At 72.5% G+C, this 23891-nt stretch carries 24 protein-coding genes; 7 read left to right on the top strand and 17 right to left on the bottom strand.

From position 1 onward, the window contains the following. Position 1: 1 nt before the first annotated feature. Complete coding sequence (locus ACIBAD_RS32685; protein WP_398910365.1) at positions 2–871, top strand: deoxyribonuclease IV; 870 nt, start codon at positions 2–4, stop codon at positions 869–871. 85 nt (positions 872–956) lie between these two features. Then, the gene (locus tag ACIBAD_RS32680) at positions 957–1505 is read left to right on the top strand and encodes a DUF4396 domain-containing protein (protein ID WP_398910363.1); all 549 of its coding nucleotides are present in this window, start codon (positions 957–959) and stop codon (positions 1503–1505) included. An 18-nt stretch (positions 1506–1523) separates the two neighbouring features. Here ACIBAD_RS32680 and ACIBAD_RS32675 read toward each other — a convergent pair whose 3' ends face one another. Continuing rightward, complete coding sequence (locus tag ACIBAD_RS32675; RefSeq protein ID WP_134075090.1) at positions 1524–2156, bottom strand: sulfite oxidase-like oxidoreductase; 633 nt, start codon at positions 2154–2156, stop codon at positions 1524–1526. Positions 2157–2358: 202 nt separating this feature from the next. On the opposite strand from ACIBAD_RS32675, the gene bfr reads away from it, so the two are divergent. Further along, positions 2359–2838: a bacterioferritin gene (bfr, locus tag ACIBAD_RS32670; RefSeq protein ID WP_134075091.1), complete on the top strand. Its 480-nt coding sequence runs from the start codon at positions 2359–2361 to the stop codon at positions 2836–2838. Positions 2839–2853: 15 nt separating this feature from the next. On the opposite strand, the gene ACIBAD_RS32665 is transcribed toward bfr, so the two are convergent. Together ACIBAD_RS32665 and ACIBAD_RS32660 are read right to left on the bottom strand one after the other, a co-directional pair. Then, positions 2854–3093: a bacterioferritin-associated ferredoxin gene (locus ACIBAD_RS32665; RefSeq protein WP_398910360.1), complete on the bottom strand. Its 240-nt coding sequence runs from the start codon at positions 3091–3093 to the stop codon at positions 2854–2856. 168 nt (positions 3094–3261) lie between these two features. Then, the gene (locus tag ACIBAD_RS32660) at positions 3262–4626 is read right to left on the bottom strand and encodes a class II 3-deoxy-7-phosphoheptulonate synthase (protein WP_398910358.1); all 1365 of its coding nucleotides are present in this window, start codon (positions 4624–4626) and stop codon (positions 3262–3264) included. 281 nt (positions 4627–4907) lie between these two features. Here ACIBAD_RS32660 and ACIBAD_RS32655 point away from each other — a divergent pair, with 281 nt between their 5' ends. Then, positions 4908–6806 (top strand): anthranilate synthase family protein, encoded by a 1899-nt coding sequence (locus ACIBAD_RS32655; RefSeq protein ID WP_398910356.1) that lies wholly within the window; start codon positions 4908–4910, stop codon positions 6804–6806. A gap of 70 nt (positions 6807–6876) precedes the next feature. Here the strand turns inward: ACIBAD_RS32655 and ACIBAD_RS32650 are convergent, their stop codons facing one another. From ACIBAD_RS32650 to ACIBAD_RS32630, 5 genes are all read right to left on the bottom strand, one after another. Then, positions 6877–7161, bottom strand: coding sequence for a hypothetical protein (locus ACIBAD_RS32650; RefSeq protein WP_134075095.1), 285 nt, complete (start codon positions 7159–7161; stop codon positions 6877–6879). Between the two features lie 222 nt (positions 7162–7383). Continuing rightward, complete coding sequence (locus ACIBAD_RS32645; protein WP_134075096.1) at positions 7384–8412, bottom strand: 6-phosphofructokinase; 1029 nt, start codon at positions 8410–8412, stop codon at positions 7384–7386. 175 nt (positions 8413–8587) lie between these two features. Next, on the bottom strand, positions 8588–9232 hold the full coding sequence (locus ACIBAD_RS32640) for a response regulator transcription factor (protein ID WP_134075812.1): 645 nt from the start codon (positions 9230–9232) through the stop codon (positions 8588–8590). A gap of 44 nt (positions 9233–9276) precedes the next feature. Next, entirely contained in the window at positions 9277–10488 is a 1212-nt protein-coding gene (gene macS / locus ACIBAD_RS32635; protein ID WP_134075097.1) for a MacS family sensor histidine kinase, read from the bottom strand. A 35-nt stretch (positions 10489–10523) separates the two neighbouring features. Continuing rightward, the gene (locus tag ACIBAD_RS32630) at positions 10524–11285 is read right to left on the bottom strand and encodes a lysophospholipid acyltransferase family protein (RefSeq protein ID WP_398910413.1); all 762 of its coding nucleotides are present in this window, start codon (positions 11283–11285) and stop codon (positions 10524–10526) included. A 160-nt stretch (positions 11286–11445) separates the two neighbouring features. Between ACIBAD_RS32630 and ACIBAD_RS32625 the strand changes: the two genes are divergently transcribed. Both ACIBAD_RS32625 and ACIBAD_RS32620 read left to right on the top strand, forming a co-directional pair. Then, positions 11446–12225: an alpha/beta fold hydrolase gene (locus ACIBAD_RS32625; RefSeq protein ID WP_208329138.1), complete on the top strand. Its 780-nt coding sequence runs from the start codon at positions 11446–11448 to the stop codon at positions 12223–12225. Beyond that, on the top strand, positions 12218–12802 hold the full coding sequence (locus ACIBAD_RS32620) for a hypothetical protein (protein ID WP_398910353.1): 585 nt from the start codon (positions 12218–12220) through the stop codon (positions 12800–12802). Before ACIBAD_RS32625 ends, ACIBAD_RS32620 begins: the two co-directional genes overlap by 8 nt. 111 nt (positions 12803–12913) lie before the next feature. Here the strand turns inward: ACIBAD_RS32620 and ACIBAD_RS32615 are convergent, their stop codons facing one another. From ACIBAD_RS32615 to ACIBAD_RS32590, 6 genes are all read right to left on the bottom strand, one after another. After that, complete coding sequence (locus tag ACIBAD_RS32615) at positions 12914–13657, bottom strand: endonuclease/exonuclease/phosphatase family protein (protein WP_398910351.1); 744 nt, start codon at positions 13655–13657, stop codon at positions 12914–12916. A gap of 73 nt (positions 13658–13730) precedes the next feature. Next, positions 13731–14672, bottom strand: coding sequence for an ROK family glucokinase (locus ACIBAD_RS32610; RefSeq protein ID WP_134075102.1), 942 nt, complete (start codon positions 14670–14672; stop codon positions 13731–13733). 61 nt (positions 14673–14733) lie between these two features. Continuing rightward, on the bottom strand, positions 14734–15204 hold the full coding sequence (locus tag ACIBAD_RS32605) for a DUF5304 domain-containing protein (RefSeq protein ID WP_398910349.1): 471 nt from the start codon (positions 15202–15204) through the stop codon (positions 14734–14736). Positions 15205–15298: 94 nt separating this feature from the next. Beyond that, entirely contained in the window at positions 15299–16525 is a 1227-nt protein-coding gene (locus ACIBAD_RS32600; protein WP_134075104.1) for an ArsA-related P-loop ATPase, read from the bottom strand. A 3-nt stretch (positions 16526–16528) separates the two neighbouring features. Then, entirely contained in the window at positions 16529–16969 is a 441-nt protein-coding gene (locus tag ACIBAD_RS32595) for an SRPBCC family protein (RefSeq protein ID WP_134075105.1), read from the bottom strand. Between the two features lie 79 nt (positions 16970–17048). After that, complete coding sequence (locus tag ACIBAD_RS32590) at positions 17049–17831, bottom strand: metallophosphoesterase (protein ID WP_398910346.1); 783 nt, start codon at positions 17829–17831, stop codon at positions 17049–17051. A 229-nt stretch (positions 17832–18060) separates the two neighbouring features. Between ACIBAD_RS32590 and ACIBAD_RS32585 the strand changes: the two genes are divergently transcribed. Then, on the top strand, positions 18061–19857 hold the full coding sequence (locus ACIBAD_RS32585) for an AMP-dependent synthetase/ligase (RefSeq protein WP_398910344.1): 1797 nt from the start codon (positions 18061–18063) through the stop codon (positions 19855–19857). Positions 19858–19887: 30 nt separating this feature from the next. Here the strand turns inward: ACIBAD_RS32585 and ACIBAD_RS32580 are convergent, their stop codons facing one another. The 3 genes from ACIBAD_RS32580 to ACIBAD_RS32570 form a co-directional block, all read right to left on the bottom strand. Further along, entirely contained in the window at positions 19888–21504 is a 1617-nt protein-coding gene (locus ACIBAD_RS32580) for a GMC oxidoreductase (protein WP_398910342.1), read from the bottom strand. 159 nt (positions 21505–21663) lie between these two features. Further along, the gene (locus ACIBAD_RS32575; RefSeq protein WP_398910340.1) at positions 21664–22425 is read right to left on the bottom strand and encodes an SDR family NAD(P)-dependent oxidoreductase; all 762 of its coding nucleotides are present in this window, start codon (positions 22423–22425) and stop codon (positions 21664–21666) included. A gap of 167 nt (positions 22426–22592) precedes the next feature. Then, positions 22593–23735: a glycosyltransferase family 4 protein gene (locus tag ACIBAD_RS32570; protein WP_134075108.1), complete on the bottom strand. Its 1143-nt coding sequence runs from the start codon at positions 23733–23735 to the stop codon at positions 22593–22595. Between the last annotated feature and the right edge of the window lie 156 nt (positions 23736–23891).

Below are 23891 nucleotides of genomic sequence, written 5' to 3'. Positions count from 1 at the left end.
TATGGACCAGGCAACGCGCAATCCCGTGGGCGGGCACGTCCCCGTCGCCGGCGGGCTCGCCTCGGTGGGGCTGACGTACGCGCGGGAAATGCGCGCCGAGGCCGTCCAGGTCTTCGTCGCCAATCCGCGCGGCTGGGCCACCCCGGTGGGCAACCCCGCGCAGGACGAGCTGTTCCGCAGCCAGTGCGCCGAGGATTCGATCCCGGCGTACGTCCACGCCCCGTACCTGATCAACTTCGGCTCGCACACCGAGGCGACCGTCGAGAAGTCGGTGGAGTCGCTGCGGCACTCGCTGCGCCGCGGCCGGGAGATCGGGGCGCTCGGGGTCGTCGTGCACACCGGCTCGGCGACCGGGGGGCGCCCGCGCGAGGCGGCGTACGCGCAGGTCAGGGAGCACATGCTGCCGCTGCTCGACGAGCTGACGCGCGACGACGACCCGTTCCTGCTGCTGGAGTCCACGGCCGGGCAGGGCTCCTCGCTGTGCTCGCGGACCTGGGACTTCGGTCCGTACTTCGAGGCGCTCGACCACCACCCGAAGCTCGGGATCTGCCTGGACACCTGCCACGTGTTCGCCGCCGGGCACGATCTGGCGGAGCCGGGCGGGACGAAGCAGACGCTGGACCTGCTGGTGGACACGGTGGGCGAGGGGCGGCTGAAGCTGATCCACGCGAACGACTCGAAGGAGGGCGTCGGCTCCCACAAGGACCGCCACGCCAACATCGGGCAGGGCCACATCGGCCGGGACGCCTTCGCCGAGCTGTTCGCGCACCCCGCGATGGAGGGCGTCCCGCTGATCACCGAGACGCCGGGCGGGAAGGAGGGCCACGCGGCGGACGTGGCCCTGCTGAAGGAACTGCGCGAGCTCCACTGACCGCACCCGCCGTGCGGAATACCCCTGAGGGGTATACGGTTCTGCTGTGCGCAGGACCGTTATCCGGCGTTCCCAGGGGGTTCCGATGGAACACGAACATGCAGACGAGCAGCACCAGCAGCACGCGCAGCACCAGCAACACGAGCACCGCTCGTCCCGCGAACACCGGGACGACCACGCCGGCCACGCCGGCCACGGCGGGGCGAGCTGGGCCATGGCCGCCCGGGCCACCCTCCACTGCCTCACCGGATGCGCCATCGGCGAGGTGCTCGGCATGGTCATCGGCACGGCACTGGGCTGGGGAAACGTTCCGACGATGATCCTTGCGATCATCCTGGCGTTCTTCTTCGGCTACGCGCTCACTCTGCGCGGGATCCTCGCCGCGGGCGTGGACCTGCGTGCGGCCGTCCGGGTGGCGCTGGCGGCGGACACCCTTTCGATCGCCGTCATGGAGCTGATCGACAACGGTGTGATCGCGCTCTGGCCCGGAGCGATGGACGCGCGCCTCTCGGAGGCGCTGTTCTGGACCGCACTGGCGATCTCGCTCGCGCTCGCCTTCGTCGTGACGACGCCGGTCAACAAGTGGCTGATCGGCCGCGGCAAGGGCCACGCGGTCGTCCACCGGTACCACTGACAGGCGCGGGCGGACCCCCTAGAGCTCGGGGCCGTCCCCGGGCTCCTCCTGGTACGAGTAGCGCTGCTCTCGCCAGGGGTCGCCGATGTTGTGGTAGCCGCGCTCCTCCCAGAAGCCGCGGCGGTCGGCGGTCATGTACTCGATGCCGCGGACCCACTTCGGGCCCTTCCACGCGTACAGGTGCGGCACCACGAGCCGTACCGGGAAACCGTGTTCGGCGGTGAGCAGTTCGCCGCCCTCGTGGGTGGCGAAGACGGTCCGGTCGGAGGCGAAGTCGGCCAGCCGCAGATTGGAGCTGAAGCCGTACTCGGCCCACACCATCACATGCGTGACCTGCGGCGACGGCGGCGCCAGGGCGAGTATCTCGCGGGCGAGGACCCCGCCCCACTCGGCGCCCGGCATGCTGAACTTCGTCACGCAGTGCAGGTCCGCCACGACCGATTCGAACGGCAGGGCCGTGAACTCCTCGTGGTTCCAGCAGTGCTTCTCGCCGTCGGCGGTGGCCCCGAAGACGCGGAACTCCCAGCGGTCCGGCTTGAACTTGGGGACCGGGCCGTAGTGGGTGACCGGCCAGCCGCGCTGCAGCCGCTGCCCCGGAGGAAGCTCCAGTTGCTCTGCTCCCGGAGATTCCCGGCTTTCCGGCTGACCCATGCCTCCATGGTGACAGACGCGGCAGGGTGGTCACGACCAGGTATGCCCCTATACGGGCAAGTCACACCAACTCACACTAAGGAGGCACTTACTGGACGACCCCTTGCGGCGGTGCGAGGATGCGCGCACTCCCCCAGTCACGGCTGGGGCGACACCCCCAGCCCCGTCACGTTGCTGACATTGCCTGGAAGGAGCCTCTGCGATGCAGGGCGACCCCGAGGTCCTCGAGTTTCTGAACGAGCAGTTGACCGGCGAGCTCACGGCGATCAACCAGTACTGGCTCCACTACCGGATCCAGGACAACAAGGGTTGGACGAAGCTCGCGAACTACACCCGTGCCGAGTCCATCGACGAGATGAAGCACGCGGACAAGATCACCGAGCGCATCCTGATGCTGGACGGGCTGCCGAACTACCAGCGGCTGTTCCACGTACGGGTCGGTCAGACCCTGACGGAGATGTTCCAGGCGGACCGGCAGGTCGAGGTCGAGGCCATCGACCGCCTCAAGCGCGGGATCGAGGTGATGCGCGGCAAGGGCGACGTGACCTCGGCGCGGCTCTTCGAGGACATCCTGGCGGACGAGGAGCACCACATCGACTACCTCGACACCCAGCTGGAGCTCATCGAGAGCATCGGGGAGCCGCTCTACCTCGCGCAGCAGATCGAGCAGCCGGACAGCTGAGCCCCGGGCCGGGCCCTACGCCGCTTCCGCGAGCTCCGGGTCGGCGGCCAGCACGGCGGCCGCGTTCCCCTTCTCCAGCAGCTCCCGGCGCGGGCAGGCCCCGCGGCCCAGGATGCCCTGGATGGTGCGCACGCAGGATCCGCAGTCGGTGCCGGCCTTGGTGACGGAGGCGATCTGGCGCGGGGTGCAGGCCCCGGCGGCCGCGTGGTCCTTGACCTGCTTGTCGGTGACACCGAAGCAAGAGCAGACGTACACGCGGTTCACCTCCCTGACAGGAATGGTTTCTGCAGCCATCCCGTATTCGGTGAGGCTTACCTAACCGTACCCAAAGCAAGGCGTACCGAAAAGCCCTGGAAACGACGGTGGGGCACGGATCACATCGATCCGTGCCCCACCGTCGTAGCTACCTACGTACTGATCCGCCTACTGGTCGCGGTACATCTCGGCGACGAGGAAGGCCAGGTCCAGGGACTGGCTGCGGTTGAGCCGCGGGTCGCAGGCCGTCTCGTAGCGCTGGTGCAGGTCGTCGACGAAGATCTCGTCGCCGCCGCCCACGCACTCGGTGACGTCGTCACCGGTGAGCTCGACGTGGATGCCGCCCGGGTGCGTGCCCAGGGCCTTGTGGACCTCGAAGAAGCCCTTGACCTCGTCGAGCACGTCGTCGAAGCGGCGCGTCTTGTGGCCGGAGGCCGCCTCGAAGGTGTTGCCGTGCATCGGGTCGGTGACCCAGGCGACGGTCGCGCCCGAGGCCGTGACCTTCTCGACCAGCTCGGGGAGCTTGTCGCGGACCTTGTCGGCGCCCATGCGGACGACGAAGGTCAGCCGGCCCGGCTCACGCTCCGGGTCCAGGCGGTCGATGTACGTCAGCGCCTCGTCCACGGTGGTGGTCGGGCCGAGCTTGATGCCGATCGGGTTGGCGATCTGCGAGCAGAACTCGATGTGCGCGTGGTCCAGCTGGCGGGTGCGCTCGCCGATCCAGACCATGTGGCCGGAGGTGTCGTACAGCTTCCCGGTGCGGGAGTCCGTACGGGTCAGCGCGCCCTCGTAGGCGAGCAGCAGCGCCTCGTGGGAGGCGTAGAACTCGACGGCCTTGAACTCCGCCGGGTCGGTGCCGCACGCCTTCATGAAGTTCAGCGCGTTGTCGATCTCCCGCGCGAGCTGCTCGTAGCGCTGCCCGGAGGGGGAGGACTTCACGAAGTCCTGGTTCCAGGCGTGCACCTGGCGCAGGTCGGCGTAACCACCGGTGGTGAAGGCGCGCACCAGGTTCAGCGTCGACGCGGACGCGTGGTACATGCGCTTCAGCCGCTCGGGGTCCGGGATCCGGGCCTCTTCGGTGAAGGCGAAGCCGTTGACGGAGTCGCCGCGGTAGGTCGGCAGGGTGACGCCGTCGCGGGTCTCGGTGTCCTTGGAGCGCGGCTTGGAGTACTGGCCGGCGATGCGGCCGACCTTGACGACGGGCACGGACGCCGCGTACGTCAGGACGGCGCTCATCTGGAGCAGCGTCTTCAGCTTGGCGCGGATGTGGTCGGCGGACACGGCGTCGAAGGCCTCGGCGCAGTCGCCGCCCTGCAGCAGGAACGCCTCGCCCCTGGCGACGGCTCCCAGACGGGCGCGCAGCTGGTCGCACTCACCCGCGAAAACGAGCGGAGGATACGACTCGAGGTCCGCGACGACAGCGCGCAGTGCCTCGGCATCGGGGTACGAAGGCTGCTGCGCCGCGGGAAGGTCTCGCCAGGTCGCCTTGGCGGCGGGGGCTTGGGTTTCAGCGTTCACGGTCACCTCGTACACATTACGGCGTCTTGCCCCACGTCCAGCCCGGTGCCCACTTCGTGAGACGGGTGTCTCTGCGGACCCGTGGGGGCTCGCAGGCCGCCTCGCGGGTGGGCTATCGTCGGCGGCGTGTACGCGCACTCGAACCAGAACTGGTGGTGGCCCGCTCCCGGCGGCCCACTTCTCGCGCGTACCCACTGACACGCACGACGCGAAGGCCGCCCGAGGGGCGGCCTTCGGTGTTTTCCGGGCCCGGCCGCTCCTCCTTCACCCCGCTTCACGGAGAAGGACGCCAGCCCATGGAACCCAGCAGCACCCCCGACCCGCTCCGCCGCCTGCTCGACGACGGGCCCTGCCCGCCGTTCGCCCTGCTGCGCCGCCGGACCCCCGGCCGCGACCACGACACCGTCGAGGTGCTGATCGGCCCGGTGCACGAGGCCGGGCGCCTCGCCGAGCTGCCCGTACGGGAGCTGCCCACCCTCGCCCTGGTCCCGTTCCGGCAGATCCGCGAGCGCGGGTTCGACGTGCGCGACGACGGCACGCCGCTGGCCGTGCTGACCGCCGAGGAGGCGTACGAGATCCCCCTCGCGCAGGCGCTGGCCGCGCTGCCGGAGCACCCGGTGCGGGTCCGGGGCGGCGGCTTCGACGTGCCCGACGCGGAGTACGCGGCCACCGTCGAGCGCGTGGTCCGGGACGAGATCGGCCGCGGCGAGGGGGCGAACTTCGTCATCCGGCGCACGTACGGGGGCCGCATCGAGGGCTTCGGGCGGGCCGACGCGCTCGCCCTGTTCCGGCGGCTGCTGGTGGGCGAGCGGGGGGCGTACTGGACGTACGTCGTCCACACCGGGGACCCCACACTGGTGGGGGCCAGCCCGGAGGTACACGTACGGATGTCCGGCGGCACGGTGGTGATGAACCCGATCAGCGGGACGTACCGCCATCCGGCCGGGGGCCCGACCGCCGAGTCCCTCCTCGCCTTCCTCGGAGACCGCAAGGAGACCGAGGAGCTGTCCATGGTCGTGGACGAGGAGCTCAAGATGATGTGCACGGTCGGCGACCGGGGCGGGGTCGTCGTCGGGCCGCGGCTGAAGGAGATGGCGCACCTCGCGCACACCGAGTACGAGCTGCGCGGCCGCTCCTCACTGGACGTACGGGAGGTGCTGCGCGAGACGATGTTCGCGGCGACGGTGACCGGGTCGCCGGTGCAGAACGCCTGCCGGGTGATCGAGCGGTACGAGGCGGGCGGGCGCGGCTACTACGCGGGGGCGCTGGCCCTGCTGGGCCTGGACGCCTCCGGGTCCCAGACGCTGGACTCGCCGATCCTGATCCGGACCGCGGACATCGCGGCGGACGGCGCGCTGCGGGTGCCGGTGGGGGCGACGCTCGTGCGGCACTCGGATCCGGCGGGCGAGGTCGCGGAGACGCACGCGAAGGCGGCGGGGGTGCTGGCGGCGCTCGGGGTGCGCCCGGCGGCGCCGCGGGCGGCCTCCGAAGGGGCGCGGCTCGGGGAGGACCCGCGGGTCCGGGCCGCCCTGGCGGCCCGGAGGGCGGACCTGGCCCCGTTCTGGCTGCGGATGCAGGAGCGGCCGGCGGCCGTGACCGGCCACGCCCTGGTGGTGGACGGCGAGGACACCTTCACGGCGATGCTGGCGCACGTGCTGCGGGTGACGGGGCTGGAGGTGACCGTACGCCGCTACGACGACCCCGGGCTGCGGGAGGCGGCCCTGTCGTGGACCGGCCCGATCGTCATGGGCCCGGGGCCGGGGAACCCGGCGGACGCCGCCGACCCGAAGATGCGGATGCTGCGCGCACTGGCCGGCGAACTCCTCGCGGGACACCGGTACGGCCTGCTCGGCGTCTGCCTGGGCCATGAGCTGCTGGCGGCCGAACTGGGCCTGCCGCTGATCCGCAAGGCGGAGCCGGCGCAGGGGGCGCAGACCCGGATCGACTTCTTCGGCAGGCAGGAGGTGGTGGGCTTCTACAACACGTACACGGCCCATTGCCCCGACGAGGTGGCCGCCCGCTTGTCCGCAGGGGGCGTGGAGGTCTCCCGCGACCCGGCGACGGCGGAGGTCCACGCCCTGCGGGCCCCCGCCTTCGCGGGAGTCCAGTTCCACCCGGAGTCCGTCCTCACCCTGGGCGGGGCGCAGCTGCTGCACGAGCTGCTGGCGGGACTCCGCGCCGCCGCCCCGGCGTAGGCCGGGTCCGCTGCGCGGGGGCCGCTCCGCGCGGCGGGGCCGCCGGGCGGGGGCCTTCGGGCGGGAGCCGTCAGGCCGGGGTCGGCTTCTCGCGGCGGGCGGCGGCGCTCCGTACCAGCCGGGCGGCCAGGAGGGGGCCGAGCACCGCCATGGCGACGAGGAAGGCCGTGACGTTCCCGGAGGCCAGCGCCAGTGACACCGCCACGCCGGCCGCGTGATCCCCGAACGCCAGCCACGGGTCCACCCGCCGCCCCGGCCGGGAGCGGAGCGCGGGCCGCAGGGCCCGGACGGCGTACACGAGCTGTATCGCGGCGAGGGCCAGCAGGATCCAGCGACCCGCGGGAGGTATGTCCACGGGGGCGAATCTAGGCCATGCGACCGCGCCACACACATGGCCCCCGCGTGAACTCGGGGCCAACTCGCGTCGCTCGGGGGACAGCGTGTGCTCCGAGCGGCGCCCCGCCGCGTGGTCCGCCACGTTCCGTACGGTCTGCCGTGCCGTGCACGGCCCGACGGACCACGGGTCGTTCCGTCACCCGGCGTCCGGTACGACCCGCGGTCCGCCCACCGCTCCGGGTCAGCCGAAGAACACCCCGACCTCCGTGTACAGCGCCGGGTCCACCGTCTTGAGCTTCGCCGTCGCGTCGGCGATCGGCACCCGCACGATGTCCGTCCCCTTCAGCGCGACCATCTTCCCGAAGTCGCCCTCGTGCACGGCGTCGATCGCGTGCAGCCCGAACCGCGTGGCCAGCCACCGGTCGAACGCGCTCGGCGTGCCGCCGCGCTGGATGTGCCCGAGCACCGTGGTCCGGGCCTCCTTGCCGGTCCGCGCCTCGATCTCCTTGGCCAGCCACTCCCCCACGCCGGACAGCCGGACGTGCCCGAACGAGTCGGTGGTGGCGTCCTTCAGCACCATCTCCCCGTCCTTGGGCATGGCCCCCTCCGCGACCACCACGATCGGCGCGTAGCTCGCCTTGAACCGGGAGGTCACCCACGCGCACACCTGGTCCAGGTCGAAGCGCTGCTCCGGGATGAGGATGACGTTGGCGCCGCCCGCCAGCCCCGAGTGCAGGGCGATCCATCCGGCGTGCCGGCCCATCACCTCCACGACCAGCACCCGCATGTGCGACTCGGCCGTGGTGTGCAGCCGGTCGATGGCCTCCGTGGCGATGCCCACCGCCGTGTCGAAGCCGAAGGTGTAGTCGGTGGCCGACAGGTCGTTGTCGATGGTCTTCGGGACGCCGACGCACGGGATGCCGTACTCCCCGTACAGCTTGGCGGCCACGCCCAGGGTGTCCTCGCCGCCGATCGCGACGAGGGCCTCGACCTCGTACTTGGCGAGGTTCTCCTTGATCCGCCGGACCCCGTTCTCCTGCTTGAACGGGTTGGTCCGCGAGGAGCCGAGGATGGTGCCGCCGCGCGGCAGGATGCCGCGGACGGCGGGGATGCCGAGCGGCACGGTGTCGCCCTCGACCGCGCCGCGCCAGCCGTCCTTGAACCCGACGAAGTCGCACCCGTACTCCTGGACGCCCTTGCGGACGACGGCCCGGATGACCGCGTTGAGACCGGGGCAGTCGCCGCCGCCCGTCAGCACTCCGACCTTCATGGAATCTCCCTTCGCCACAGGGCCCACCGAGCCCGCATGGCGGTCACGCTAGTGGTGACTCAGGTCACAGCAAGGGCCCGGGAAGGGTCAATTCCGCTGGAATCACGGGGTGTTGCGTTTCACCGTTCACTCGTACGAGGACATGCGTACGAGGTACGAGACGGTGAACGTCCCGTCACGCGTCGTCGAGGCCGCGCTCTATCGCGTACCGGACGAGCTCGACGCGGTTGTGCAGCTGGAGCTTGCCCAGGGTGTTCTGCACGTGGTTCTGCACCGTGCGGTGCGAGATGACGAGGCGCTCCGCGATCTGCTTGTACGAGAGGCCCTTGGCCACCAGCCGCAGCACCTCGGTCTCCCGGTCCGTCAGTTGGGGGACCTTCGGCTCGTCGGGGGCGGCGGGCGCCGGGTCGGTGGCCAGGCGCCGGTATTCGCCGAGCACCAGCCCGGCCAGGCCGGGGGTGAACACCGGGTCGCCGGCCGCGGTGCGGCGCACGGCGTCGATCAGCTCCTGGGCGCCCGCGGACTTCAGCAGGTAGCCGGTGGCCCCGGACTTCACCGCCTCCAGGACGTCGGCGTGCTCACCGCTCGCCGACAGGACCAGGACGCGCAGCGCGGGGTCGGCGCCGACGAGCTCCTTGCAGACCTGCACCCCGGGCATGCCCGGCAGGTTGAGGTCGAGGACCAGGACGTGGGGGGCGGCCGGTACGGCCCGGCGGACGGCCTCGGGGCCGTCGCCGGCCGTGGCGACCACGTCGAAGCCCGCGGCGGCGAGGTCGCGGGCGACCGCGTCCCGCCACATCGGGTGGTCGTCGACGACCATCACCTTGATCTCGTGCGGCTGCGGCTGCGGCTCGGCGGTCTTGCTCACTGGGTCCTCCCCCTCGGTACTTTCAGTTCCACTTCGGTGCCCTGCCCGGGGACGGACACCAGCTCGGCGCTGCCGCCGAGGTCCCGCAGCCGGCCGCGGATGGACAGGGCCACGCCCATCCGGCCCTCGCCCTCGGCCTGGTCGAGCCGCCCCGCCGGGATGCCCGGCCCGTCGTCGCGGACGGTCACGATCACCTCGTCGCCCCAGTCCTCGACCAGGATCCACGCCCGGGCCCCGTCCCCGGCGTGCTTGCGCACGTTGTCGAGGGCGGCTCCGACGGCCGCGGCCAGCTCCTTCGCCGCGGGCACCGGCAGCAGCACCGGCGTACCCGGCTCGGCGAAGCTGACCCGGGACCCGGCATGCGGCGCGAGCAGGTTCCGCAGGTCCAGCTCGCCCTCGTCCGCGCCGGGCTCCTCCACCTCGTACGCGTCGACCAGCGCGCCGAGCGACTCGTCCCGGCAGATCCGGGAGGTGGGCACCAGCCCGCTGGAGACCAGGGTGCGCAGCGCCACCTCCTGCTCCCCGGCCATCCGCCCGAGCTCGGCGGCCTCGCCGCCCAGCTCGGTGCCGCGCCGCTGGACCATGGCGAGGACCTGGAGGACCCCGTCGTGGATGTCGCGGGCGAGCCGCTCGCGCTCGCGGGTGGCGGCCTCGATCTCCAGGGCGCGGGCCAGGGTGGCCTCACTGGCCCGGGCGACCTCGACGACGTACCCGATGGCTATGGAGGCGACCCAGACCAGCAGCACGTTGTGCAGGGTGTCGCGGGTGGGCTCGCCGCCGTGGACGGCGATGTTGGCCACGGCGACGAAGGTCGAGGCGAAGCCGGCCCAGCGCCAGCCGCCCTTGATGGCGAAGGCGAGGACGGAGCCCGCAGTCCAGATGGAGGGGAGGGTGGGGCCGCCCGCGGCGATCCGCGCGTGGGTGTCCGCGAGCGGGGTGAGCAGGATGCCGACGAGTGCGACGGTGAGGTCGGCGCCGAGGAAGCGCTTGGTGCAGCTGGCCGCGTTCGCCACCCGGCGGTGGGTCGCCAGGGTCCAGGCGGCGAGCACGGCGAGGTAGCCGGCCGCGACCCAGGGCCGGTCGAAGTCCCGGTACGCCGAGGCGAACAGCAGGCCCGCGTAGACCATGGTGATCAGCCGGTAGGCGGTCAGCGCCCGCCACAGCGGCTGCTCGACCGACATGCGCACGACGCGCTCGCGTTTCGCCATCTCCCCCACCCCGTGCGGGCGGTGCCGCCCGTGCTCTACTCCGCGGCCGTCTCGGCGCTCTTGTCGTGCTTGTCGTTCTTGTCGGCGCTCTTGTCCGCGGCGGCCTTCGCGGCCTTCTCGGCCTTCTCCGCGTCGGCGATCTGCCGTTTGGCGGCCGTCGCGTAGATGTCGACGTACTCCTGGCCGGACAGCTTCATGATCTCGTACATGACCTCGTCGGTCACCGAGCGCAGGATGAAGCGGTCGCCGTCCATGCCCTGGTAGCGGCTGAAGTCCAGCGGCTTGCCGATCCGGATGCCGGGGCGCATCAGCTTGGGGACGACCTTGCCGGGCGGCTGGATCTTCTCCGTGTCGATCATCGCCACGGGGATCACCGGCGCCCCGGTGGCCAGGGCCACGCGGGCCAGTCCGCCGGGCTTGCCGCGGTAGAGGCGGCCGTCGGGTGAACGGGTCCCCTCGGGGTAGATACCGAACAGCTCCCCGCGCTCGATGACCTCGATGCCGCTCTTGACCGCGGCCTCGCCCGCACCGCGCGCGCCGGAGCGGTCCACGGGGAGCTGGCCGACGCCCTTGAAGAAGGCGGCCGTCAGCTTGCCCTTGACGCCGGGGGAGGTGAAGTACTCCGCCTTCGCGATGAAGGTGACCTTCCGGTCCAGCACGGCCGGCAGGAAGAAGGAGTCCGAGAAGGACAGGTGGTTGCTCGCGAGGATCGCCGGCCCCTCGGCGGGAATGTTCTCCAGGCCCTCCACCCACGGCCTGAAGGCGAGCTTCAGGGACCCCCCGATGGAGAACTTCATTGCGCCGTAGATCAACTGATGCGCCTTCCTGTGTCTGTCGAACAGACCATAACCCCTGGCTCGGGGCGGAGGAGGCGACGACCCTGGTCGGTGTCACCCCCGTCGCGTACGGTGAAGTCACACAGCGCTACGCACCCCCCACCCGTCGAAGGAGACCCTGGTGCCCGTCCTCCCTGGAGCCGAGCCGTTCCGCCACGAGGGCGGAGAGGTCGGTGTCCTCCTCTGCCACGGCTTCACCAGCACCACTCAGTCCATGCGCCCGTGGGCGGAGTACCTGGCCGGGCGGGGTCTGACGGTCTCCGTGCCGCTGCTGCCCGGGCACGGGACGCGTTGGCAGGACATGCAGCTCACCGGCTGGCAGGACTGGTACGCCGAGGTGGACCGGGCGCTGCGGGAGCTGCTGGACCGGTGCGCGCAGGTGTTCGTCTTCGGGCTGTCGATGGGCGGGGCCCTGACGCTGCGGCTCGCGGCCCGGCACGGGGACGCCGTGCGCGGCATCGTCCTGGTCAACCCGGTCAACAAGATCAACGACCCGATGGCCTTCGCCCTTCCGGTCGCGCAGCACTTCCTGCGCTCCACGCCGGGCATCGCGAGCGACATCGCCAAGCCGGGCGTCGCCGAGGTCGGCTACACCCGGGTCCCGACCCGGGCCGCGGCCTCGCTGCGGCAGTTCCTGAAGCTGGTCGACACCGAGCTGCCGCAGGTCACGCAGCCGGTACTGCTGCTGCACAGCCTGCAGGACCACGTCGTGGACCCGGCCGACTCGGCGCGGATCCTCGCCCGGATCTCGTCGACGGACGTCACCGAGACCCTGCTGGAACAGAGCTACCACGTCGCGACGTTGGACCATGACGCGGAGCAGATCTTCGCGGACAGTTTTGCGTTCGTCGGGCGGCTCGCGGAGAGCGTCGGCAGGGAGGGGGCGGCCAGCGGTGGCTGAGCACGAGGAGTCCCCGGGGGGTGTCCCCCCGCTGGACGAGGAGGCGGCCTGGGCGGCGATCGTCGCCGGGTACGGCCAGGAGCCGCCGGATCCGCCGGGGGCCAGGCCGTACCGGCCGATCGAGAACCTGATGCTGCCGGAGGAGGACGTGGAGCCGGAGCCTCCGGCCGAGCCGTCCGCGGAGCCGGCCGCGGAGTCGCCGGCGGAGCCTCCGCCGGCGCCGAAGGCGCTGGGCAGCTCGGTGGTGTTCGCGCCCGGCGTCGGCGTCGGCGGTACGGGGCCCGGGAGCGGCCCCCGGGACCACACGCCGGCGGAGCCGGACGAGAAGGACGAGGGGCACTTCGTCCCCCCGGAGCCGGAGCTGCCGCCGGCCGACACGACGGCGAAGTTCGCGTGGCTGGCGGTGGTGGGCGGCCCGGTGCTGCTGCTCGTGGCCGTGCTGTTGCAGTGGGACATGACCTGGTGGCTCACGACGCTGGGGATCGGCGGGTTCCTGGGCGGGTTCGCGACGCTCGTCGCGCGGATGTCGCAGGGCGACGACGAGGATGACGATCCGGGCCGCGGAGCCGTGGTCTGACCTTCTCGGCGCGCCGCTGCCTTCCCCGCGCGCCGCTGCGCCGGACTCCGTCCGCCGGGTGCCGGCGGGGGGGTTTCGGTGCCGCTGCGCGGAGCCGAAACCCCCGCGCTCCTACGTCGGGGCCGCGAGGCCCAGCGCCGCCAGGACCGGAAGGTGGTCCGTGGCCGCGGCGAGGTCGGCGGGGGTCAGGCCCGGCAGGTCCACCGGGACACCACAGGCCAGCACCTCCACGCCCTTCGTGGCGAAGACGGCGTCGATCCGCCGCTCCGGGGCCCGGGAAGGGAATGTCGGCCCCCCGCCCCAGGGCGCGACGGCCCCGCAGTCCTGGAGCACACCGGCCAGCCTCGTGAAGGAGGGCCCGGCCGGGCCCTCGTTGATGTCGCCGGCCGCGATCCCGTACGGCGCATCCATCGCGGTGAGGCGCTCCAGCAAGAGCTCGGCCTGGGCCCGGCGTTCCGCCCCGTCCAGCGACAGGTGCGCACTGAGCACCGCCACCCGCGCGGCCCCGAAGCGGACCACCGCCGTGGCGAAGCCCCGCCGGTGCAGGCCCGGGGTCCGCGGGAGCAGGACGTCCTCCGTCCGCTCCACGAAGGCCCGCATCGAGCACAGGAGCAGCGGGCCCGCGGCCGTGGCGCCTCCGCTCAGCACCACCAGGTCCGTCTTCGCGGCCAGTCGCGCCGCGTGCTTGCGCCAGCGGAAGAACCGCGGGGCCTCCTGGATGAAGACCAGGTCGGGGGCGCAGGCGCGGATCACCCGGGCCAGCGCCTCCTCGTCGTCCCGCATCGAGCGGACGTTGTAGCTGAGGGCTCGGATCACCGCGGAACCGTCGGGTTCCGTCACAGGGTTCGGCAGCATGCACGGCAACATAGCCAGACTGCCCGCCGTGCCACAGAGGGCGCGGCGGGCAGTTCGGACAACACAGGGTGTGTCAGCCCTGGCGGGCCAGGTCCGCCGCGCCCACGAGCCCGGCCTTGCCGCCGAGCTGCGCGGCCAGTACCTGCGCGTGGGGGCGCCAGGCGCCGCCGACCAGCCAGCGCTTGAAGGACTTGCGGATCGGGTCGAGGACGAGGTCGCCCTCGTCGGAGACGCCGCCGCCGACGATGAACGCCGAGGGGTCGAAGAGCGAGGCCAGGTCGGCCAGGCCCGCGCCCGCCCAGCGGGCCAGCTCGCGGAAGGCGTCGATGGCCACCAGGTCGCCGGCCCGCGCCGCCTCGCTGATGTGCTTGCCCTCGATGCCCTCGGGGGTGCCGTCGCCGAGCGCGAGGAGGGCCACCGCGTTCTCGGGGGTGGCGTTGGCGCGCTGCTTCGCGTACCGGACGAGCGCGCGGCCGGAGGCGTACTGCTCCCAGCAGCCCTGGCTGCCGCAGCCGCACAGCAGGCCGTCCGGGACCACCCGGATGTGCCCGAACTCGGCGGCCACGCCGAAGCGTCCGCGGCGCAGCTTGTTGCCGATGATGATGCCGCCGCCCAGGCCCGTGCCGAGCGTGATGCAGATGACGTCGTCGTGGCCCTGGCCGGCGCCGAAGCGGTACTCGCCCCAGGCCGCGCAGTTCGCGTCGTTCTCGACGACGACCGGCAGGCCGATGCGCTGCTCGACCTTGTCCTTGAGCGGCTCGTGGCGCCAGTTGATGTTCGGCGCGAAGAGCACGGTCGCGCGCTTGTCGTCCACGTATCCGGCGGCGCCGATGCCGACGGCCTCGATGGTGTGGCTGCTGCTGACTTCGGACACTGCGGCGCAGATCGCGTCCGTCACTCCGTCCGCGGTCGGCGGGGTGGGCACCTTGTACGTCTCAAGGATGGTGCCCTCTTCGTCGACCACGCCGGCCGCGATCTTCGTGCCGCCGATGTCGACGCCGATGGTGAGTCCCATTAGTCCCTCGGTTTCCGGTCAAACCCCGCCACGGCCAACGGTACCCGAGGGCAGCGGGGTCTCAGTCGAGATCGATCCGCTGCGTCGGACCGCTCCCACCCTCGTCGCGGGGGTCGGAACGGTCGCCGGAGGGGCCCTCCGGAGGAGAGCCGGGAGCGGGCTCGTCCCGGGTCCAGCGGCGCTCGTGGCGCTCGACGGCCGAGCGGTACGCGGCGAGCAGTTCGGAGCCGGCGGCCGCGAGGTGGTCGAAGACCTCGGGGTTGCGCTCGACGACGGGCTTGGCGGCGGCCTTCGCCTGGTTGACGAACTGGCGTACGGCGCCCTGGGCTGTGGCTCCGATCAGCGGGTTGTTCAGCCCGGACACCTTGTCGGCGACGGCCTCGAACAGCTTGAACAGCTCCTCGGCGGCGGTCCCGGTGCCCTCGCCGGCGCCCTGGCGGGCCCGGCGGCGCTCCTGCTCCGCGGCGAGGTCCTCGGCGCAGGCCTTGGCCCAGGCGTCGTCGTCGGTGGGACGGTCGGTGGCCTCGCTCATGGCGGACTCTCCTGCGGCAGCTGCTGGGCGTGCGGTACGTACTACCTTCGACGGTACCCGAACGGGGGTACGCGGTTCAGGGCCTGCTCGACGTTCAGGGCCTGCGCGGCCACAGGTCCGGGTCCGGCGTGAAGCGGATCCGGAGCACCCCGTCGGCGAGGGCGGCGCCGGAGACCGTGCAGCGGCGCAGCGCAGAGGGCAGTGGAACGATCCTTCGGTACGGGCCGGCCGCGAGCAGCAGCTCGTCGCCGCGCCGGACCAGGTCGAGGTCCCGCTTGTGCGCGCCGGGCAGCGGCACCACCCAGACGAGTACCCCGTCGTCGGCGATCCTGTCCTCGACCACCCACGCGCTGCGGGCCCGCGCCCGGGACTCGGAGGCCCCCGGAACGAGCCCCTCCGCCCCGGCCAGCCGGGTCAGGTCCTCCGGCCCCGCGGGGTCCCGCCCGAGGTGGCCGAGCGGCAGCACGGGCACGTCTGCGGCCGACCCGGCCCCGGCCCACTGGGCGGCGTACTTCTCCTGCTGGGCGGCGAGCCCGGCCAGCCACGGGTCGGGCGAGCCCTGCGGCACCATCCGGTTGGCGACGATCGCGCCGACCGGGAGCTGTTCGAGGGCGAGGCCGAGCAGCCCGGTCCGCAGCGCGGCGTCGGCGCCCGGTCCCGGCTCGGCGACGATCCGCAGCGAGGTGTCGGCGGCCTCCACGACGGCCTGGACGGCGGCCAGCTCCTCGTCCCAGCGCGCGGCGGCCTCGTACAGCCACTGGGCGGGCATGGGTACGCCGGCCAGTTGGGCCAGTACGGGCCGCAGGGCGCGGGCCGCCTGCCGCTCGGCCGGGAGCAGCCGGGCCAGGTAGCGGCGCAGCTGGGCGGGGAGGGCGAGGGCGGCCACGGCCTGGTGGAGCGGGGGCAGGTCGACGACGACGAGGTCGGTGCCGGGGGCGGCGGCGGCCCGGCGCAGGGCGCGCAGCAGGGCGAACTGCTCGGCGCCGGGCAGCTCGGTGAGCTCCTCGGCCCCCAGCGGCCGGGCCCCGACCATGCCGAGGAGGGCCGATCCGCGTTCCTGGAGGGCGACGAGCTCCTGGCGGAACTCCTCGCCGGAGTCCACGCGGGCCACCAGGACCCCGCCGGCCGGTACGGCGGCCAGTCCGGGCGCGGCCTCGACGGGCTCCCCCGCCGGTTCCCCGACCAGTGCGGCCAGGGGATCCCCGGGGTCCCCGGAGAGCAGCAGCACCCGCTGCCCGGTCCGTGCGGCGGCGACGGCCGTGGCCGCCGCCACGGTGGTCCGGCCGGCCCCGCCGGGACCGGTGATCAGCAGGATGCGCATGGATCAGGCCGACTCGACGCGCTTCTTCAGGCCCGCGAGGGCGCGGTCGATGATGACCTTCTCGGCCTTGCGCTTGATCATGCCGAGCATCGGGATCTTGACGTCGACGGTCAGCTGGTAGGTGACCTCGGTGCGCTTGCCGCCCTCCAGCGGGGCGAGCCGGTACGAGCCGTCGAGCTGGCGCAGCATCTGCGACTTGTCCAGGGTCCAGCTGACCTCGTCCGCGCCCTTCCAGGTGTAGGCGAGGGTGTGGTCGTCCTTGATCGCGCCCGCGTCGAGCAGCAGCCGGACCTTCTCGGCGCGGCCCTCCGCGTCGGTGGCCAGCACCTCGGCCTCCTTCACCTCGCCGGTCCACTCGGGGTAGCGGGCGAAGTCGGCGATCACGGCCATCACGTCGGCCGGCGCCGCCTCGATCGTGATGCTCGAGCTGGTGTGTTCGGCCATGGCGGTCGCCCCTCCAGGGAGTGTTCGAGGAAGTGTGCGGCCCACGGCCGCCGCGTGCAGGCTACCGTGCGTGCGGAGGTCACCACTCCAGGGCCCAAGGCCTTCCGGTGGCGGCGAAGTGCCCGACGTTCACGCACTCCGTGGCGCCGATCCGCATCCGCCGCGCCAGCGGCTGGTGCACGTGCCCGAACAGCGCGTACCGCGGCCTGGTCCGCCGGATCGCCGCGAGCAGGGCCTCGCTGCCCCGTTCGAACCGCCGCGCGACCGTGTCGTAGCAGAGCTCCGGCACCTCCGGCGGGATGTGCGAGCACAGCACGTCCACCTCGCCGAGCGCCTCGACCTTGGCGGCGTACTCCTCCTCGTCCACCTCGTAGGGGGTGCGCATCGGGGAGGGCAGTCCGCCGCCGACGAAGCCGAAGACGCGGCCGCCGATCTCCACCCGCTGCCCGTCGAGGACGGTGGTACCGGGTCCGGCGTACTCGGTCCACAGGCCCGGGATGTCGACATTGCCGTAGGTGGCGTACGTGGGCTGCGGGAACGCGGCGAACATCTCGGCGTACTGGCGGCGTACCGCGCCCTCGATCAGCCGTTCCCGGTCCAGCCCGGCCCAGAGCCGGCGCCCGAGGTCGCGGGCCTCGTCGAAGCGGCGGTCGGTGCGCAGGGCCACGATCCGGTCGGCGTTCTCGACGCCGAACAGATCGGGGAAGATGCCGCGCGAGTGGTCGGCGTAGTCGAGGAAGAGCACGAGGTCACCGAGGCAGATCAGGGCGTCGGCGCCGTCCCCGGCCCGGGCGAGCGCCTCGGCGTTGCCGTGGACGTCGCTGACGACGTGGACGCGCGTGCTGCTTTTCCTGCCACCCATGCGCTCCACCCTAGGGGGGCCCGGGTTCCGCGGGTAGAGGGGGTGGCACAGGCGGCCTACCTGCGGTTACTTCCGAGTCCTGAACGGGGTCGACTACTGTCGGCATGGCACGGCCGTGTCATGTGACGCACGGAACATCTGGCCGGTTCCCTCTATCCGGAACCCACTACCGGTGGGTAACGTCCGGTCGGTCCACATGGTGGCGATGGCGCCCAGAGGAGCAGCAGTCTTGCGCGAGTTCAGCCTTCCGGCCCTGTACGAGGTCCCGTCGGACGGGAACCTGACGGATCTCATCCGCCGCAATGCCGCGCAGCATCCCGACACCGCCGTCATGGGCCGCAAGGTCGACGGCGGCTGGCAGGACGTGACGGCGACCGAGTTCCTCGCCGAGGTGCGCGCCGCCGCCAAGGGCCTGATCGCGGCCGGCATCCGGCCGGGCGACCGCGTCGCCCTGATCTCCCGCACCCGCTACGAGTGGGTGCTCCTCGACTTCGCGATCTGGAGCGCGGGCGGCGTCACCGTCCCCGTGTACGAGACCAGCTCGCCCGAGCAGATCCAGTGGATCCTCGGCGACTCGGGCGCCGTCGCCGTGATCGTCGAGAGCCCGGCGCACAGCGCCGCCGTGGCCTCGCTGCGCGACCGGCTGCCGGAACTGCGCGAGGTCTGGGAGATCGAGCAGGGCGCGCTCGCCGCGCTGAACGCCGCAGGCGGCGAGGTCACCGACGCCGAGGTCGACGAGCGCAGTTCGCTCGCGAACGCCGACGACCCGGCCACGATCGTCTACACCTCGGGCACCACCGGCCGTCCCAAGGGCTGTGTGCTGACCCACCGCAACTTCTTCGCCGAGTGCGGCAACGTGGTGGAGCGCCTGAGCCCGCTGTTCCGCACCGGCGAATGCTCCGTGCTGCTCTTCCTGCCCGCCGCGCACGTCTTCGGGCGGCTGGTGGAGGTGGCGGCCGTACTGGCGCCGATCCGCCTGGGCTGCGTACCGGACATCAAGAACCTCACCGATGAGCTGCAGTCCTTCCGGCCCACGCTGATCCTCGGCGTGCCGCGCGTCTTCGAGAAGGTCTACAACTCGGCGCGCGCCAAGGCCCAGGCCGACGGCAAGGGCAAGATCTTCGACGCGGCGGCCGAGACGGCCATCGCGTACAGCCGGGCGCTGGACGCCCCGGGCGGCCCGTCCTTCGGCCTGAAGCTGAAGCACAAGGTCTTCTCCAGGCTGGTCTACAGCAAGCTGCACACCGTCCTCGGCGGGCGCGGCGAGTACGCGATCTCCGGCGGCGCCCCGCTGGGCGAGCGGCTCGGCCACTTCTTCCGCGGCATCGGCTTCACGGTGCTGGAGGGCTACGGCCTGACGGAGTCGTGCGCGGCCACCGCGTTCAACCCGTGGGACCGCACGAAGATCGGTACGGTCGGCCAGCCGCTGCCGGGCTCCGTGGTGCGCATCGCCGACGACGGCGAGGTGCTGCTGCACGGCGAACACATCTTCAAGGAGTACTGGAAGAACGAGACGGCGACCGCCGAGGCCCTGACCGACGGCTGGTTCCACACCGGCGACGTCGGCACCCTCGACGAGGACGGCTACCTCGCGATCACCGGGCGGAAGAAGGAGCTCATCGTCACGGCGGGCGGCAAGAACGTGGCCCCCGCGGTGATCGAGGACCGGATCCGGGCGCACGCGCTGGTCGCGGAGTGCATGGTGGTCGGCGACGCGCGGCCGTTCGTGGCCGCACTGGTCACCATCGACGAGGAGTTCCTGGGCCGCTGGGCCGCGGAGCACGGCAAGCCGGCCGGGGTCACGGCGGCGGAGCTGCGCGAGGACGCGGACCTCATCGCCGCCGTCCAGCAGGCCGTGGACGACGGCAACGCGGCGGTTTCCAAGGCGGAATCGGTGCGGAAATTCCGCATTCTGCCCTCCCAATTCACGGAGGAGTCGGGTCACATCACGCCTTCGCTGAAGCTGAAGCGGAATGTCGTGGCGAAGGACTTCGCGGACGAGATCGAGGCCCTGTACCGGGGCTGAGACGCGGTGGCGGCCGCCCGCGGCCGCCGTCTAGCGCGGGTCCTCGGCGAGGATCCGCGCCATGTTCCGCTCCGCCAGCGCGGTGATGGTGACGAACGGGTTCACCCCGAGCGAGCCCGGGATCAGGGAGCCGTCGACCACGTACAGCCCCTGGTGGCCCTTGGCGCGGCCGTAGTCGTCGGTCGCCTGGCCGAGGACGCAGCCGCCGAGCGGGTGGTACGTGAAGTTGTCGGCGAAGTTCCTGTTGTCGCCGAACAGGTCGTACCGGTAGATCGTGAAATTGGCCCGGTTGATCCGGTCGAAGAGGTTCTTGGCGGCCTGGACCGACGGGGTGTTCTGGTCGCGGCGCCAGTTCAGCCGCGCCGAGTCGGTGGCCGCGTCGTAGGTGAAGTACCCGCGCTCGGGGTTCTTGGTAATGGCCAGGTACATCGAGATCCAGTGCTCGAATCCCATCGGCAGCGGGGCGATCTCGGCGAACACCGGGTTGGCGGCGTTGTCCCAGTCGTCGATGCCCAGGGCGGGCATGGTGGCCTGGTTGCAGCCGACCGTGTCCCACAGGTGGTTGGCCCGGGCGGTCATGATGTTGCCGTTGTGGCCCCAGCCGAGCCCGACCTTCTCGCTGAGCCCGGGCAGGGTGCCCCGCTCGCGGGCGCGCAGCAGGATCTCGGTGGTGCCGAGGCTGCCGGCGCCGAGGAAGAGTTGCTTGCAGCCGAGCTCCCTGACCTGGGTGACCCTTCCCGTCAGATCGCTGGTCCGGACGGTGAGCACGTAGCCGCCGGCCGGGTCCTGGCGCACCCCGACGACGCGCTGCATGGTCTCGATGGTGACGTTGCCGGTGCCGATCGCGGCCGCGAGGTAGGTCTTGTCGACGCTCTTCTTGCCGAAGTTGTTGCCGTAGATGACCTCGCCGGCCAGCGCCGAGCGGGTGGCGGTGCCGGCGGCCTCGCGCTGCATGTACCCGAAGTCGTACACGTTGGGCACGAAGGTGGTCCTCAGGCCGGTGTTCTGGGCGTGCTTGCGGGAGATCCGGGCGAACCGGTACCACTCCGTGGACTCGAACCAGCCCGGGTCGATGTCGTTGACGCCGAGCATCGCGCGGGCGCGCGGGTAGTACGTGCCGTACATCTCGTCGGCGTCGACCCGGGGCAGCACCTCGGAGAAGTACGAGCGCCGGGGCGTCGGGGCCATGCCGCCGTTGACGAGGGAGCCGCCGCCGACGCCGCGGCCGACGTAGACGGACATGTCGCCGTGGTTCACCCGGTCGAGGACGCCGGGGTAGGGGCTGATGTCCCGGTTGACGACGTCGAGCCAGAGGAACTGGGCGAGCGGGGCCTCGGTGCGGGTGCGGAACCACATGGAGCGCTGGTCGGGCGCGGAGGTGGAGGGGAAGACCTTGCCGTCCGGGCCTGGGGTGTTCCAGAGCCTGCCCATCTCCAGGACGACGGTCCGTACGCCGGCCTGCCCGAGCCGGAGGGCGGCGACGGCCGAGCCGTAGCCGGAGCCCACGACGATGGCCGGGGCGTACTGCGCGGCCGGGGGCTCGGCGGCGGCGGCCGATTGCAGCCCTATGCGGGTGAAGCCGAGGGCTGCAGCGGTCTGGAGGGCGCCGATCCCCAGGAATTGACGGCGCGTCAGCTGAGGTGTCATGGCCGCATCATGGGCGGAATCGGGCCGTCCACCCAGAGGCGGTGTTGACAGACATCTGAGGAACAGTCAGGCGTGGCGGAGGATCACCGTGCCCGGGGGCCGGGGGCCGGGGGCCGGGGGCCGGGGGCCGGGGGCCGGATCCCCTACGCGTCCCCGGCCTCAGACCTGTTCGGTCGGCAGGACCACCATCTCCGTCACCGCGACCCGCCACGGCCGCGTGACGCCGTACGCGATCGCGTCCGCGACGTCCTGCGCCTCCAGCCGCTCGATGCCCCCGAACATCTGCTCCAGCGCCTGCTGCATCTCGGGGGAGTTGTGCCCGCGCAACTCGGTGTCCACGGCGCCCGGCTCCACGACGCAGACCCGTACGTGCTGCGGCGCCAGCTCCTGGCGCAGGGCCTCGCTGAAGGCGACCACGCCGAATTTCGTGGCGCAGTACGCCGTGGCCGTGGCCGCGGCCCGGCGGCCCGCCAGGGAGGACACGTTGACGATGTCGGCCACCTTCCGGGGGCCGTTCCCGGCGGCGCCGACCAGGTGCGGCAGGGCCGCGTGGGTGGTGTGCATCAGGGCCGTCAGGTTGACGTCCACCGTGCGCTTCCACTCGGCGAGGGGCGACTCGGACGCGTACCCGAGGAGCATCAGGCCCGCGTTGTTGACCAGGGTGTCCAGGCGCCCGAGCTCCTCGACCGTCCGCTCCACCACGCGCGCGGCCTCGGCCTCGTCGGCGATGTCGGCGGGCAGGACGAGCGCGGCGCCCCCGCCGGCCTCGATCCGGGCCGCCAGTTCCGTGAGCCGCTCCGCACGCCGTGCGGTGAGCGCGACGGCGGCGCCCTTTCCGGCGAGCGTCAGGGCGGCCGCCCGGCCGATCCCGCTCGAAGCACCGGTCACCAGGGCCACGGTGCCGCGCAGCACGTCGTCCATCGTCCTCACCACTCCTCGCCGGCGCACCGCGGTCGGGCACGTCCGCAGACATGCCTTCCGTGTCCGCCGGCACGTGCACGGCCGCGCCGTCGACCCGCCCGGGTCGGCGTAATCGCGCGGCCGGGGCGGCCGGCGGTGCCCGGGGCGGACCCGCCCGCGCGGGTCGTTCAGAGCAGCTCGCGCAAGCGGTCGGCCAGCAGGTCCCAGCGCCACTTCTCCTCGACCCAGGCGCGGCCCCGCTCCCCCATGCGGCGGCGCAGCTCCGGGTCCTGGAGCAGGGCGATCACGCGGTCCGCCGCGTCCTCGGGGACTCCGCCCCGGACCACCCAGCCCGTCTCGCCCTGCAGCACCGCGTCGGGCGCCCCGCCCGAGTCGCCCGCGACCACGGGCAGGCCGGTCGCCGAGGCCTCCAGGTAGACGATGCCGAGGCCCTCCACGTCCAGTCCGCCCCGCCGGGTCCGGCAGGGCATCGCGAAGACGTCCCCGGCGCCGTAGTGCGCGGGCAGTTCGGCCCACGGGACGGCGCCCGTGAAGACCACCGAGTCCGCGACCCCGGTGGAGACGGCCAGCGCCCGCAGGTCCGCCTCGTACGGACCCCCGCCGACCACCAGCAGTACGGCGTCCGGCACGGCGGCCAGGATCCGCGGCATGGCCTCGATCAGCGTGTCCTGCCCCTTGCGCGGGACCAGCCGGGAGACGCAGACCACCACCGGCCGGTCCGAGAGCCCCAGCCGGGCCCGGATCTCCGCACCGCCCGACCCGGGGTGGAAAGTCTTCTCGTCCACCCCCGGCGGGAGTTGCACCATCCGCGCCGCCGCCCGGTCCGTCAGCGCCGAGGCGATCCGCGAGCGCGTGTACTCGCCCAGGTACGTCAGCGTGTCCGTGCCCTCGCCGATCCGGCGCAGCAGCTGCCGCGCCGCCGGCAGCTGCGCCCAGCCCGCCTCGTGCCCGTGGGTGGTGGCCACGATCCGCCTGGCCCCGGCCCGGCGCAGCGCCGGGCCCATCAGCCCCAGCGGGGCCGCCGCCCCGAACCACACCGACTCGCAGCCGTGCTCGCGCAGCAGCCCGACCGCCCGCCGGGTCACGCGCGGGGTCGGCAGCAGCATCGTCGTACGGTCGCGCACGACCTGGAACGGCTGCTCGGCGTCGAAGGCGGCGGTGGCCTCGCGGCCCTCCGCGCCGTGCTTCCAGGTGGAGGCGTAGACGACGATCCGGTCGGGATCCAGCCGCAGTGCCATGTTGTGCAGGAAGGCCTGGATGCCACCCGGTCGCGGCGGGAAGTCGTTGGTCACGATCAGCGTCTTGTGCATCGCCTGCCGACAGTACCGGACGCCCTCGCGCGGCCCCGCCCCCAGGCACGCGAGCCGCACCCCCTAGGTGTATTGCCCAGTGAGGTTGGGGACGCGGCTGGCGGGTGGTTTGCCTGCGAGCGCGGTGTGTCCGCGGTGGTGATTGTAGGTGTGCAG

This window comes from Streptomyces sp. NPDC051109 (assembly GCF_044455885.1).
Lineage (GTDB): Bacteria > Actinomycetota > Actinomycetes > Streptomycetales > Streptomycetaceae > Streptomyces.
This window is presented reverse-complemented; position numbering and strand designations above follow the sequence as displayed.